The sequence below is a fragment of the Bradyrhizobium sp. ORS 111 genome, assembly GCF_045571485.1.
Classification (GTDB): Bacteria; Pseudomonadota; Alphaproteobacteria; order Rhizobiales; family Xanthobacteraceae; genus Bradyrhizobium.
This window is the reverse complement of sequence record NZ_CP120701.1, coordinates 2,218,858-2,232,308: the sequence shown is the minus strand read 5'-3', so window position 1 is coordinate 2,232,308 and position 13,451 is coordinate 2,218,858. Positions and strand designations below refer to the sequence as shown.

Annotated in this window: 13 protein-coding genes and 2 pseudogenes; 1 reads left to right on the top strand and 14 read right to left on the bottom strand. The window is 58.6% G+C overall.

The genetic code is table 11. The features are described 5' to 3' along the window. Nucleotides 1–77 precede the first annotated feature (77 nt). The 14 genes and pseudogenes from P6U30_RS10245 to P6U30_RS10180 all read right to left on the bottom strand — a co-directional run bounded on the left by P6U30_RS10245 (nt 78) and on the right by P6U30_RS10180 (nt 12,108). Complete coding sequence (locus tag P6U30_RS10245; protein ID WP_407169087.1) at nt 78–680, bottom strand: GNAT family N-acetyltransferase; 603 nt, start codon at nt 678–680, stop codon at nt 78–80. Between the two features lie 322 nt (nt 681–1,002). Then, a pseudogene (locus tag P6U30_RS10240) lies at nt 1,003–1,722 on the bottom strand (aminotransferase class I/II-fold pyridoxal phosphate-dependent enzyme); the annotation flags it as partial. Then, nucleotides 1,634–2,143: a hypothetical protein gene (locus P6U30_RS10235; RefSeq protein ID WP_407170413.1), complete on the bottom strand. Its 510-nt coding sequence runs from the start codon at nt 2,141–2,143 to the stop codon at nt 1,634–1,636. The gene P6U30_RS10235 and the pseudogene P6U30_RS10240, both read right to left, overlap by 89 nt. 83 nt (nt 2,144–2,226) lie before the next feature. Beyond that, the gene (locus P6U30_RS10230) at nt 2,227–2,400 is read right to left on the bottom strand and encodes a beta-L-arabinofuranosidase domain-containing protein (protein WP_407169086.1); all 174 of its coding nucleotides are present in this window, start codon (nt 2,398–2,400) and stop codon (nt 2,227–2,229) included. Nucleotides 2,401–2,552: 152 nt separating this feature from the next. Beyond that, nucleotides 2,553–3,065 carry a beta-L-arabinofuranosidase domain-containing protein gene (locus tag P6U30_RS10225; protein WP_407169085.1) on the bottom strand — a complete coding sequence of 171 codons (513 nt, stop codon included), beginning with the start codon at nt 3,063–3,065 and terminating at the stop codon, nt 2,553–2,555. Next, nucleotides 3,066–3,305, bottom strand: coding sequence for a hypothetical protein (locus P6U30_RS10220; protein WP_280973317.1), 240 nt, complete (start codon nt 3,303–3,305; stop codon nt 3,066–3,068). Nucleotides 3,306–3,352: 47 nt separating this feature from the next. Beyond that, the gene (locus P6U30_RS10215) at nt 3,353–3,586 is read right to left on the bottom strand and encodes a hypothetical protein (protein WP_280973318.1); all 234 of its coding nucleotides are present in this window, start codon (nt 3,584–3,586) and stop codon (nt 3,353–3,355) included. Continuing rightward, on the bottom strand, nt 3,586–6,930 hold the full coding sequence (locus P6U30_RS10210; RefSeq protein WP_280973319.1) for an autotransporter domain-containing protein: 3,345 nt from the start codon (nt 6,928–6,930) through the stop codon (nt 3,586–3,588). Before P6U30_RS10210 ends, P6U30_RS10215 begins: the two co-directional genes overlap by 1 nt. Before the next feature lie 662 nt (nt 6,931–7,592). Next, nucleotides 7,593–8,175, bottom strand: a pseudogene (gene eutB, locus P6U30_RS10205) (ethanolamine ammonia-lyase subunit EutB). 69 nt (nt 8,176–8,244) lie between these two features. After that, nucleotides 8,245–9,033, bottom strand: coding sequence for a histidinol-phosphatase (gene hisN, locus P6U30_RS10200; protein ID WP_280978218.1), 789 nt, complete (start codon nt 9,031–9,033; stop codon nt 8,245–8,247). A gap of 96 nt (nt 9,034–9,129) precedes the next feature. Beyond that, a complete protein-coding gene (locus tag P6U30_RS10195; protein WP_280973320.1) occupies nt 9,130–9,396 on the bottom strand; it encodes a hypothetical protein in 267 nt (88 codons plus the stop codon). 288 nt (nt 9,397–9,684) lie between these two features. Next, entirely contained in the window at nt 9,685–10,374 is a 690-nt protein-coding gene (locus tag P6U30_RS10190; RefSeq protein ID WP_407151088.1) for a hypothetical protein, read from the bottom strand. Between the two features lie 161 nt (nt 10,375–10,535). After that, complete coding sequence (locus P6U30_RS10185) at nt 10,536–11,810, bottom strand: type II toxin-antitoxin system HipA family toxin (protein ID WP_280973322.1); 1,275 nt, start codon at nt 11,808–11,810, stop codon at nt 10,536–10,538. Further along, complete coding sequence (locus tag P6U30_RS10180; protein ID WP_280973323.1) at nt 11,785–12,108, bottom strand: helix-turn-helix domain-containing protein; 324 nt, start codon at nt 12,106–12,108, stop codon at nt 11,785–11,787. The genes P6U30_RS10185 and P6U30_RS10180 overlap by 26 nt, the downstream gene beginning before the upstream one ends. A gap of 345 nt (nt 12,109–12,453) precedes the next feature. Here P6U30_RS10180 and P6U30_RS10175 point away from each other — a divergent pair, with 345 nt between their 5' ends. Next, nucleotides 12,454–13,062: a transposase gene (locus P6U30_RS10175; RefSeq protein WP_407151087.1), complete on the top strand. Its 609-nt coding sequence runs from the start codon at nt 12,454–12,456 to the stop codon at nt 13,060–13,062. Nucleotides 13,063–13,451: the final 389 nt, after the last annotated feature.

The window sequence follows — 13,451 nt, the reverse complement described above, 5'->3', positions numbered from 1 at the left end:
TCCTGCGGCCTGTTCCGGTTCTGGTTCACGTGTGGACAAAGGCCCGCCTTGGGCACCGGGCCAACCGGCGCTCCCTCTCAAGAAGGACGGCGGAGCATCGGGAAAAACGGCGGCGAACTGCCGACCTGAACCTCACCCACGATCTTCCATCCCAGGCGTTCATATAGGCGTGCCGAGCGAAGGCTGGTGGCTTCTGTAAACGCCAATCCATTCGCTTCATCCAGGATGGCAAGACCGTATCGGTAGAGAAGGCCTCCCCACCCGGACCGCTGGTGCATGGGATCGATGCCCAGCATGGTGAAATACCAGTACGGCTCCGTAGGGTGATACTTGCCGAACTCTTCGAATATCCTTTCAGTTTCCGTTCGTCTGTACTCTGGAACGCTCCCGAGCAAGTACTTCATCATGCGCGCGTCATCGCGGTGCACTTTGTCGGTTAGCCACAGAAGCGCACCTTTAACGCCGTCCTCGAAACACGCGCCACTTCGATCCGTGTACGGATCACCGGCGTAATACTCAAGGAAGCCGACGAAATGGCGCAAGTAACGCTCTGGCTCGGGATATAACCATCTCAGCAGTGGACACATCGTAAAGGCTGTCGTGAGAACGGCGATGACCCTCGAGCGGTCCTCAGGGGCGACGATCTTGATCGATCCGTTCTCACTTGACGCGGATTGCATAATTACTCCTCTCTCCAAAGCCATACGGACAGCTACGATCGCAAGGCGAACGAAGCCGCAGTGGAAATGAGGTTAAGAAGCTTCGGACTAGGTGACTCCCGAAGCCCATAGCCTTGCGATTCCATTGTCCTGCAACTCCGGCGTCTCACGACCGGCTCGAGCGTACGGCCACCTAGCGTGCAGGATTTGGGCCACTGCGCGCAGCGGTAGACGCGCGTGTTTTCGGGACACGCAATGTCAGGTTCGTAACAGGGGTGGCGGGCTGTATGCATGACGCCCGTCCGCTTTCGGACGGAGACGCGTGCAGGCTAAACGTTGCTATTCAGCAAGACGACACAGCACGGATCGCCCCGCTCATCTTTGACCCCTCTCGTATTCCAAGAGGTTCCATCCTTGTTATCGCAAAAAATCCGCTTGCCGATACGGTCCGACGAGGTCGGCCAGCCAAATCGCGCGATAGAATATCGAGCATTTCCACGCATGCCACCCTCGGCGACATTGAGTGTCAGTGAAATCCGCCAACGGGCCGTGCCCGCAGGCACTGTTGGTGGCTGGATTTTCGCGGACATCAGAGCCGCGAACTTGCAATGCAACGGTAAGCTTCATCGCGCGCGCGTTGTCGTATGGCACGATCCGCGAGTCCCGAGGACTTCGCTCACCGCGCGCAACGATCGCCCGATGCGTGAACGGCGACCAGCTCGGCTAGCCGTTGCTGACGCTCGGGCTCCTGCTGCAGGATCAATAGTGCCTCTCTATGGTGACGGCCATCAACGGTGAGGGCACGGTGGCGAAAATGAACGGACGGCAACGATTGATCATGACGGAGCACACCGGAGGCGGGAACAAGCGCTCCTAGCAGCACCCAGCGCCTTGCCGCAGGTATGGACGACCAGGAGATTTTCGAACGTCTCGTAGGGCGCGGTGAGCCCTCGTCCCTCCCCGTGGCATGAGCTTCAGCCACCATCAGGAATGCATCGTGCCCGTCTGCGAGTGCGACCAGGTCCTTGAGCGGGGCGAAATCGCCATCCGTGCTGTAGAGGCTTCAGCGAACGCCATTTAGGTCCTCCGGTATGGTGATTTGATAGGCTTGGTTGAATTTCCCACCGTTCACCAGGAGGCGCTTTCCGGCCCGAAATCGAAGTCATCCTTCCGTTCAGGCTCGCCTGCGTTGCGCTGCACCATTCCGGCAGGCGCAGAGCAAGCGTGTGGGCAATCGGCTGTGCAGATTCCACAGCGATTAACACCGCGCCCTTCCAGGGATAGTTTCCGCTCATCAGCAACCGCAACGTATGCCCACCGACCGATAGTGCCACGCTATTGCCAATGTAGAGATTGATGTAGAACGCGTCAGCGCGTGGCGTATAGATGTAGTGTGCAATGGATGTGAAAAGGCGCGCAATGTTCGGCGGACAGCACGCGCAGCCAAACCAGCGCTGCCGCACCGGCGCGACATGACTGTAAATGCCATTGGACCTCAGCGTTTTCGGATGGGTTTCGAGCGGGTTAGCGTAAAAATATTCTAGCGTGCGCGCTCCATCACATCGGCTTAGCGGCCGTCCGCTTCCATCTCCAGCCTACGGCGCGCGAACATCATCAGACCAATCGACGCGCAGCTTTCCGCATGTGCAGTATCGTTCGGCAGATCGCAATCGCAGCTGAACGCTTCGCCCAGGCTTTGCGAGCCGATACCTCCGGTAATATAGATCTGCCGCTGCACCATGTTTTGCCATAGCCTCAGGCAAGCCTGGCGTTGTTGCTCATTCTGATTTAGACGCGAGGTGAGCGACCGCGGTCATGAGGTATACAAATCGAACCGCATGACTGGTTGCGATCCGCTGTTTCGAAACTGGCAGGTGCGCCTGGCTGTAGGCTTTATTGCGCACCGCCCAGGGGCGGGCCGTATGATTTGACGTGGCCGGATTGCCGCCGCTTCTCGTATTCGATGTCATAGAAGTGCGGCTCTGTGCCACGTTGCTCCACCAAATAATTGGCGAGCGTCAGATATCGCCGTTCCTGCGTCACTTCGTAGAGGCGCGTTAACGCAAGTTCGATTTCTGGATGACCATCATAACCGTGTAACTGATCACGCTCAGGGCCGAAAACCGTGCAGACGTGGTCAGCAAGCCTGCAAACGACCTCAAGCAGGCGTCGTTTGCCTCCAGCCACAAAGAAAGCGACGCCGGCTTCAATCAAGTGGCCGGCATAGTAGAGCTCGTGACATTCGGCGAGATTGCTCCAGCGCTCCTGAGGGCCCTTTAGCATGAAATAAGTGTTGAGATAGCCGTCGCCGCATTGCGCGGCCGCAATCAATTCAATCAGCTCGTCGGCGGCTTTCTCCAGGTCCGGATCGGGCGTCTGGCACAGCGACCAGGCAACGGCCTCCAACTATTTTGCGACATCGCTGTCCTGAAGAACCGTGCCGTAGAACTCACCCTTCGAACGTCCGGCGGCAATACGGAAATTTTCGACCGCGTGGCTCGGTGTTACTTCGGGATTGCGATCGTTCAGCGTGTCCCATTGATAGGGAATCGCCACTTCAATCACCACTTGCTGGAAGTTCCCAATCAGCGGATCCGATACCTGTAAGTCGTGAAGATTGACTTCGGCTACATCCCGCTGATTCATTGCGTTTCTCCTTCGTGTCGGGCGAATGGGCGCCTGGCTCAGGCAAGTCAGCTCGCCATGAGCAATTTCTGGCCCCTGAAATGCCATGCATCGGCGGCATAGGTCTGTCCGCCGCAGACCCTGGATTCCCACGGGCATCGCGCCTGGACAGCCAGCGCTTCGTTCATGCAGCCTAGCCCCGAATCGCCGGCGGCGTTTTTTGTCGACGATATCTGGATGGTAACCAACATGACTCCACTGCGTGTCGCGCGCCTGGCGAAAAATCGATTGACCATGCGCATCAGAACTTCGCGCTGAAGATGGCATTGAGTCCGTTCTGGGTAATGCCGGAGCCAAACTGGCCCTGGTAGGCGATGCCAAGGGTGCTATTGCTGGAAAGCTGGAAGTCCAGACCCGATTCAACGAGTGCCACGTCCTTGCCGATGGATAAGCCCGAAGCTGCAAAAGCGCTGGACCCGGCAGCAAAGCTGGCCGTCGACAGTGGAATGCGATCACCAACGGCATGGCGCCAACCAATATCGGCTCGGGCAGTCGTGGCGATTTGGCCAAGTTGAAAACGCCTGGTCGCGTAGACGCCGAGGGTGGAGAGCGTCGTTTCCATCGTGTTAGCTTGAATATTTAGCGCCGCTCCGCCCAAACCCCTCTCGCTAAAACCATCCGTCGCGACACGAACATGGGCGAGATTGGCATAAGGCTCGATCACCGACCCGTTGCCGACATGGACCTTGTAGCCCAGCTCTCCGAAAATCTGGAAAGTGCCTGCATCGTAATCCGAGATCAGATTGTCATTGAACCCCGGGAACCTAACATTGCGGCTCATCTCAAGATCGTGCCATGTATAGGCAAGACCTGAGCGGAAGGCGATGGCCCCTTCTGGAACGGTCCACTCGGTGCCGGCATAGGTGCCGAACGTGTAATTGTCGCTGCGGCCCGACGACGAACGACCGCTAGCGTTGAAAGTAGAACGGCTATAGCCTGCAAATACACCGAAACGCCAGTCGTCAAGTACCGACGCGTCGATACCGGTCATGACGCCGCTAATGCTGGATCTGGTGCTTGCAGCATTGCGATCACCTGATTGGGTCGCCCATCCGCCAAAGGTAGAACCCCACGCTGCATAAGGCTGCAAGTCATAGGACGGCAGGTCAAGGGAAGCAGCGCCGATAGCACCGATGGCAGAGGCAGAATTGCCGCCTGTCCTCTGCCCGGCACCATAACCCATCACCGCCATCGGCGACGACGGCGCCCCGCCAAACGCCTGTTCGAGACGGTTATAGACTGCCGAACGTGCATAGAAGCTGTCATTGACACGCCTGCCCTTCTCCGACGCATAGACGGACGGCGAAAGCTGACCCAGCGCAGATGTCACCACCGTGCCGTCGGAGGCGGAGAAGTCGAGCGCCGCGACGAGCGGGTGCAGTCCCAGAGCAGCGTTGCCAGCTACTCGGTCGAGCGCCGCGCCCACCTGGCGGCTGCTGGCATCAGCCCCATAACGCGAATAGGCATCGGTTGGGCGGGAGAGTGTCAACGCGTAGGTATTGTCGCCCTGGGCTGTAGCGCTCGCCAGCAAGGTTGGCGATTGCAGCGATGCCGTCACGTTCGTGAACGAACCCGTCAGATTTGTTGCATTCAACCATCGATTAGAGGAAACGCTAAAATCGTTGCCATACCAGCCACGCAGGGGCGTGATCGCGAGCGCACCGTCGAGCGTCGCATTGCCGCTCACCACGAGGCGGCTGAACGCACCGATATCGTTCACCGCAACCTGTAAGCGACCGGTCGAGGTTTGCAGATAGTCGCCATTCACCGTGATGCTGTTGTCAAGACCATCGATGAGCGGCGCGACCGCGCCATTATTGGTGAAGCGGCCATTGGTATTGAGGAGATAACTGCCGTTGCCGGACAAGGTTGCGCCTTGCGCGACGGTTGCGCCGTACACTTCGTGATTGCCGGTAAACAGCACGGCGCCACCAGACAGCTCCAGCGATAGGTTGTTGCGTCCAACGATGTTTCCTTCATAGCGGATTGCAAAGCTTGCGTCGGGCCGTCCCGTGGAATGACCATTCGCGTCAGGCGCCATGCCGAAGGTTAATTTGGTCAGGCGCGGAGAACCGTTCTCGTCAGGCTGGGCGTAATCAGACAGGATGTCCCCTGACAATGTTGCGCCACGCATCACATTGATCTGGCCCACATAACCATTGTTCGACATGTACATCGCGGCATAACTACCGGCTAGGCGCCCGGTCAGATCATACGTGCTGACGAGCGGACCGTCGATTTCGTTCAGCATCGGCGCCGGACTATTGCCAATCGTGTGAATGTACGAGCCACGATATTCACGGTCATTGCCCAACACATTGTTGCCAAAGTCGAAACTTGCCGCGATGCCATGCTCGCCGAGAGCCTGCACGTCGCCACGCTGAGTCAGTGTGTGATCCTTACCATAGGCGAACATGACGCCGCGCCCATAGGCGCCGTCGGCGTACACGCGGGTTCCGGGCGGAACCATGATGTGATTGTTTTCGCCGTCGACGCGGATGCCGGCCCCCCCTGCTCCTTTCGAAAGCAGGTCGGCGCTCTGGAGCAGAGTGTTGTGGCTGCCATAGACGTGCAGTCCGAGTCCGCGCGTGGCCGTGTTGTATGTATCTGGCAGATAGGCGGTGCGGTCGGCTTTGCGAGCGAAGAAGGGATTGTCGTTTACCAGATTCTGGCCGTTTCCATAGATGGAGTACCCGAACAAATTGCGCCGATCGATACTGTAACCTATATCTTGAAACGCGGCGATCTCCGCTTCCATCAGGGCGGTGTAGTTCCGGTATCGCTGATGGCTCATCAAACTGTTCTTTAGTTCGCTGTGCGTCATGCTGTCCTTCGATCGCAGCGGAATACCTGGCATGGCACCGGCCATCACTTCGCTCACATGCTCCCCTTTGAAATAGCCTTGATCACGTCGCAGATCGAAAACGTCGGCAGCTGGCTGGTTCGGGCATTGGGAACAATGAATCGCCTGCCCCGGCTGAGCCTGTTTGCCATTGTCATCGTACAAATGACTCGTCCACCGATTTATCGTTTCGGGAAAATACAGCCCGCCGGCACGACCAATGAAGTCAGCACCCGTCATGCCGAGCAGATGCGCGTTCTCGTGCACGCTAACGGCTGAAAGGTTTGTGCTCGGTGTCATAGACACTTGGGACGGGATGTAAGTGTGCGGTGAAAATCCCATCTGGCCGATGCCGATCGCGCCATGAGCACCAGATTCAAGTTCGCCCGGATCCTGACCGGTGAGCGCAGCCTGCACCTTCGTGCCGGCTCCATGAGAAGGAGACATGCCCCAGGCATTGTTATCGTAGTTCGCGCTGATACTAATAATCGCTGGCGATTGACCAGGGATGACCTTGATGATTTCAGCCCAATACTGAATCCCGGTAAGCACCTGATCTATCTCCCAACGGGACAAATTGCGCGATGAAGATCCCGGATCGGCCTCGTCGGCACTGAGTATGCGGACCCGCATGAACGGCACACCGCTCGAATCACCGACATCGTAAATTTCAACGGCCCTGCTGGGCGAGCCGAGCAACGCGAGAACCGCCAGCACGGTGATTGTGATCGTCTTCGTTCTCATACTACACGTTCTATTTCAGAGCTTTGGTTGCAGGTGTGCTATGTCGTCCATCTTCGGGCGCGAGTGCGCGCTGATGCGCGAGCGAAGCGCGGCCGTCATTGGTCAAACATTGGCCGCGAGCCTTCGCGGCCATAACCTGACGGCAGCGCCGCAATATCAAAGCGGCCGCTCCTCTGTGGCGACCTTGATGGATCGAGATCCAAGAGGCGCGTCGTTGCTATCTCCGATGTCTTTGACAGCAACTTCCTGGAGCTCAGACTCTGGACGCATCACGCTTGCCATTTGCAAACCGCTAAGCTGCGGCTCGCGATGAGCGGATATCACCGCCTGATGCCTGCGTCGCCGGCGCGGCGTCGGTCGTTTCCACGGTACCGTCAACAATGCGAGCTCCTATTATCTCCGATCGCATGAAGGTCCTGTATTCCGCAGGGGAGACTCCCGACAAAACAGCATCCTGCACGCAATCGGGCGGCAGTGGAGCAAAAGCCGGGCCAATCCCCTCACGCTTGCGCACACGTGCAACGGGCCGAACGCACCATGCACGCGCGGCAGCCCTTGTGTGTGAAAGCAGGCACCAGCTGTTCGGCGCCCGCCAACCTTGTCGCGAACTCGCCATTGCATATGGACAGGCGCGTTCGCTGCGACGGCCTTCAAGGCCGTCGTCACACGGCCAGACAGCAGGTTTGCGTCGGGATCGATAGGCGGCTGCGCAATTGGTCCAGCAGAGAAACGATCCGGATATAGTCATCCACCGTATCGGTAGCTGGATTGACCCCGATCACTGCGTCACCGAGCCCATCGACGGCCAACGTGGCAATGCCATAGGCATCATCGGTTGGGTGGTTGGATTGCCCGTCGAAAGCCGTCCCATGAGCCGGATCGTCGAGCGAAATGTCGTGACCACTTCCCGTTTCGACGCCACCGAGATCAGATCCTGTAATCGCATGATCTTCGAGACCGCAGCGACCATTTCAGGCGTCAGGCCGGCGCCACCGCCTCAAGCTGCTGTTGGCCGGTTTCGGGCTTCAGCAGCCATTCGCGGAATTCGCCGACAGTGAGCGATGAGACGATCGCAAAGACCGCCGGATCATGTCGATCCAAGGTCAGGCGCCGTTAGTATCGGCCGGATCAGTTCGTGAGCGGCAAATCGGCCAGCGCCATCTGGGCCGCAAGCCGCTCGGCCGGACCGTCAGCGGCGAAGCCGACAAGCTGATCGCTCGACCGCTCGGGCGTCGCCTTGGTCATGAGATCCCTGAGGTCGGCAAAGCCGAAGACCGTCACTTTGATGGTTGTCCTGTAGGGCAGGATCGGTGGTTATCCCTGGATCAAGGCGAGCGCTTCGGCATGAAGCCGCGGAGTTGCGGTTGCCAAGATGCGCCCTTCCGAGCGAATCGAGAGCGGGCATCCCTCCCAATCGGTGATGCAGCCGCCGGCGCCCTGCACGATCGGCACCAGTGCCATGTAGTCATATGGCTGAAGCCCCGCTTCGAGAACGATGTCGCAGTGTCCCGACGCAAGCAGGCCATAGACGTAGCAATCGCCGCCGAAACGGCGCATCCGTGCAGCTCGCGATAGCCGCTCGAATGGCTCCATCTCGCCTTTGCGGAACATGTCAGGCGATGTGGTGTAGAAACGCGCGTCGGTGGCGCTCTCGCATGCGCTGGTCCGTGCCAATCCATCGCCGAACCACGCCACGCCGGGCTTCGCCATCCACCGCTCACTCGTAAAGGGGACGTCGATCAGGCCGCAGAATGGTCGCTGCTGATAGGTCAACGCGATCAGCGTGCCGAACAAGGGAAAGCCGCTGATAAAGCTCTTGGTGCCGTCGATCGGGTCGACGATCCACGTGAACGCTCCGCCGGGCTTGGCTCCGATCTCCTCGCCGATGATGCCATGCTCCGGAAAGCGCGCCTCGATCCTTTCCCTGAGACGCAACTCAACGGCTTGATCGGCGATCGTCACCGGGCTGGCATCAGACTTGGCGAGGACATCCAGCGGCGTGCGGAAATAGGACAGCACGATGGGCCTGACCGAATCCGCAAGCTCGGCGGCGAATGACAGATAGATATCGGCATCGTCTGCCGTGACGGCATATTGGACCATTAGAGCGCCCTCAGGAACGGCGGCCATCGCGGATTCATTTGCGCCAGGTGCGGTCCAGCCACACGGCGTGCCGGTCCGGAGCGCGCCAAGATAGGCTCAAGCAATCCGCTTAGGCGGCTCCAGGCTCCCGCCCGAAACGTCCTGCGCCTGCCACCAGGATTTCAAGAGTCGTTTCGCGACCGCGGTGGGATCATCGTCGTCGCCAAGGGCGGCCTGATACGCAACGCCACTATCTTTGAACTTGTTAAGCAGCACGTATCCATCCTCGACCTTGTATTGTCCTTCCGCTATCTCGCCGGTATCGCCCTTCGCGCCCGACGGGGAGCGAACGATAACACTAAGGCTGCGATATTCATGCGGCATTTGGACACCTAGATATGTGATTGGTCTATCAACGCGCTGCCGATCAAACGTGGCGCGCGAGGTGCGATACGTGTTCGTCAAACGCTACGACATTGCCCTTCCACCTGATCGAGCATGACCCGTGAAGGAACTTCGTGCGGCTGCCCAGGCACCTTTCAGGCAGCGGCTGATTAACCCCATTGCCTGACCAAAAGCTGACGGCCGCGATCAATTTCTCGAAGTCGGGAACTTGCGGGCCCGATGCACTCCAGTCAACTTAGAACAGCGATGCTACAAGCCTCAAACTTGTCAGAGTTTTGCAGCTGCGCAGGCAGTCTTCGTCTTTGTCAAGGCGTCCACCAATCGCGGCGACTTGATCGACCTTGCCGCCACGTCAGCAACTGCGGGTTCAAGGCTGAAGGGCTGACCGCCAAAAACAAAGACAACTTCGCCATCTTCGATTGACGATCTCAGCCCTCGGAGGTTGATTGGGTAGTCGGCCCCGTCCACTTTACTCGGCCGTGAATACGCCAACCCGATTACATTCTTGGAAATAACTAGCTCGAGCGAAAACGTGCGGGTGGCGATCAATTCGATCAGGTTCTCCGGCAGAGGTTCATTAGGCTCAATATCGATGCCGAGAGCTGCAATCCTTTTCGTCGCTGCCATAGCGGCGGCTACGACTGTATCGTGGTGTGCCAAAGATCCGACGACGCCGGCTGGCCAGATCGGAACACCGAAGCGCGTCTTAGGATCGGCATTGGTGGGACTACGCAGTGGCAGGTCATTCGTGCAAGTGCCGGAGATTGGGCCTGTATCCCGGTCAAAGCTGTTGACGCTCAATGCTGAGCTTATTGGTTGGTGGTCCAGGTCCAGATAGTTTGCGCCTTTGCCGGAGTGACTAGGATCACTCCAAAACACAAGCATACCGAAGCTAGCGGGACGAATATCTCGGGCAATCGCGATTGCCTTTTGCGATGGCGATACGACAGAAGGCATCTTTGATACGACCGTCGCGGTCGCCGACTTCAGAGAACGAGGTGAAAGATGCAAACCGGCGGAGACGACTACAACAGAATCCGCCGGGCCGACGCGACGTACACGGAGCGTTCAGAAGCGCAATCGGCGAGCCCGCGGACTAGAGCCGAGGAACGCCAAGCTTAGGAGTTAGATAGGGAAGGCCTTGGAAAGTGGACGGGATCTAGAATCGGGCTCATTTCTTCAATTTTAGCATCGATCAATTTGAGAACGGCGGCCGGAACGACATCCCGCTCTGGGAGATTCCACCAATGGTCGTTTAGCGACGATACGACTTCCTCGACAGCCGAGATGACCGCCGGTTCGGGTAGACGCGCGCGGTTGGCGAACTTGCGCCAGCAGTCCGGAGTAAGCGCTTTGAAAGACTTCTCTCCTCCGAGAGAGAGGGCCATATCGTCCTTCGGAAAGTAAGCAGTGGTCGATAGGACGTCATAAACGGGGGCGATAGCCGGGGTGCAACCGTCACCCGGGTATATTGTGGACCAGTTCTTCAAGTGCATGTCGCCATTGCCGACGAGCGCGGCAAGGGCCAGTCGACGAACGAATTCGAGTGCGGCGTCGGTCGAAACCGCCACGTTCAGCGCTGAGGCGATGTCGTGGTATGATGCGGCATCATATTTTTTGGATGGCTGCCGGCCAAAGACCTGAGCGAAATCTTCGATGTGAATTCGGGCGCCTTCCGGCCGCCGGTCGAAACGCTTCACCAGCAAGACCTTGCCGGTCGACAGAGTATTGAATTCTTCGGGAATTCCCTCGAAATCGGATTTATCGACAAGCTCGCGCTCGGGCACATCCATTCCGAGGATTTCGGACATTGCCAAAATGGCGAACTCGTTTTCCGACAATCCGATAAGGTTGGCCGAAGGGAATTTTGCGATGTACTGACCTTGCTCGTCGCCGATGGGCAAAGTCAGTCGGCCCTTGTCCGTGTTTTTCATCACAGAAAGCTTCATCTGAACTCCCGCTAAGGAGAACCGAGCTTTGATCTCATGTGGGTTTTCTTGAACCGCTATCGTTGTGCTGCCGTCGCTCGGCACGACACGCACCGCGCCTGGCAGGTCCTCGCCAAGCGCCGCCAGGAGGTCGAAATCGTTTCCTTGCCTCACTGTGCCCGCGTGGTGCTTTTCCATCGCCTCGCGAAGCTTGTCCTCGGGCAGCATGTTCGCGAAGAATGCCGGCAGTATGTGTGCTGCGGGCTTCGGATCTTTACGAAGGCCGCCATCAGCGGAGCGGAACGAGAGGCTCAATATCGGGGGCCGCGCCATAGCTCGATAGGTCGGATCCAGACTGAACGCATTGAAATCACCCGGCGTGCGCACGAGCGTTCCAACCTTGAGTTCTTGAAGGAACACGTCCAGCGACTGAATGGTGTCAGGGGCGCGGACCCGGGTGCTCATCATCATCATCCATGTCGGTAGTGAATGCCGGCCGATCTTCGTCTTCGGATGGACGAAGGAGTGCATTGACGCCGGGTACCGTCGCCTGTGGGATCAGCATCAGCTCCATGCCGAGCGCGCGCGCGACGTTAATCAGCGTGGTCGCCCGTGCAGCGGCGTCGCCCAACTCAATATCGCGGTATCGCGGTCGAGAAATGCCCGCGCGTTCGGCCACCTGCCCTTGGGTCAGGCCCACTTGCTTTCTTGCGTCCCGGAGGAGCCGTCCTAGCTGTTTGATTGCTTCTGAGTTCCGCTCCATGATCTGTTTTCGTATCTTCTAGTGCCTAAAAGAAACGTAAAGGTATCAAAGTCCGCTTGCATTTGTCAATGTCACGATCTGTTAGCGCATCATTTGTCGGCGAGGACATGATGGGCCACGACGCCCTCGAGGAGTTCGGGTGCCGCGGTGATTTCGCACTGCTGACCGGGGGTGATTATCACCCTGAGTGGCCGCCCGCGCGTCGGCGAGCGTGTGGACCTCGGTGGGTTAATCCGCCTCTGGAACGCCCCAGAGCCTGGTCGCGCGCCCTTTATGGATGGCCCGCCCCTCCCGCCGACGTCGGTATAGGATGTCGGTGTTCAGAAATAGAGGGAACGGACCATAGTGATCCTTGGCATCGACCTGGGCAAGCACAGCTGCAGTGTCGTCGGGTTGGACGAGCGCGGGACCATCGTTGTGCGGCGGCGGATGCGTCGCGACGGGGTGATCGCGTTCGCCGCAAGCTGGCGCCTGCACAATGGCGATCGAAGCATGCTGCGGCGCCCATCATACGGGGCGGTGGCTGGCGGCGTTGGGCACAAGGTTCGGCTGCTGTCGCCGGAGTATGTGCGCCCTTACGTCAAGGCCCAGAAGAACGACCATCGCGATGCCGAGGCTATCGCTGAAGCTGCGACCCGCCCCATCGTGCGCTTCGTTGAACGCGAGGAGCAGCTTGACGTTCAGACGCTGCATCGGGCGCGCGACCGCCTGGTCGCCGAACGCACGTCATTGACGAACCAGATCGGGAGCCTTCTGCTAGAGCGTAGGCACATCGTGGCGCAGGGCCACGCTCGACTACGCCACCTTGCTCGGCGGACTGCTGGATTGCGGCTCCGGCACGTTGAGCCGGCGCATGACGTTCCTGCTCGGAGATATGCACATACGCTGGGAAGGAACTGGACCGGCGCATCGCCACCTTTGACGCTGAGTTCTCTGCCATGGCCCGGGCCGTAGGTCGACTCTAGCTGTTCTCCATGGCTCAATTTTCTAGATCAATAGTACTGGAGAAAAGAACGACTAGGATGTTCGAATCTCGCGGTATTTATCTCTTGGTGTCGGCCCTGGCCGTCGCTTTGGCCGCTAATTCGTTCAGAGGCGCGGACACAACCAAGATTGTCGGCGGAGCGGTCCTTGCCTCCGTCGCAATCGCCATCCTCAGCTACAAAAGTTGGCGAGTGGAGCAACTGGCGCGCCATGACTGTAAGGCCGCTGCCTTCTATTGCCTCGATGGCGAGCCATAATCGCGCCCTGGATACTCCACGGCTGTATGTCCGCTCAGCGGGTCCTAAATCCGCGTAGAGTCGCGAAGGTGCTTCCCGCAGAATAAAGCGAGCTTTGGATTT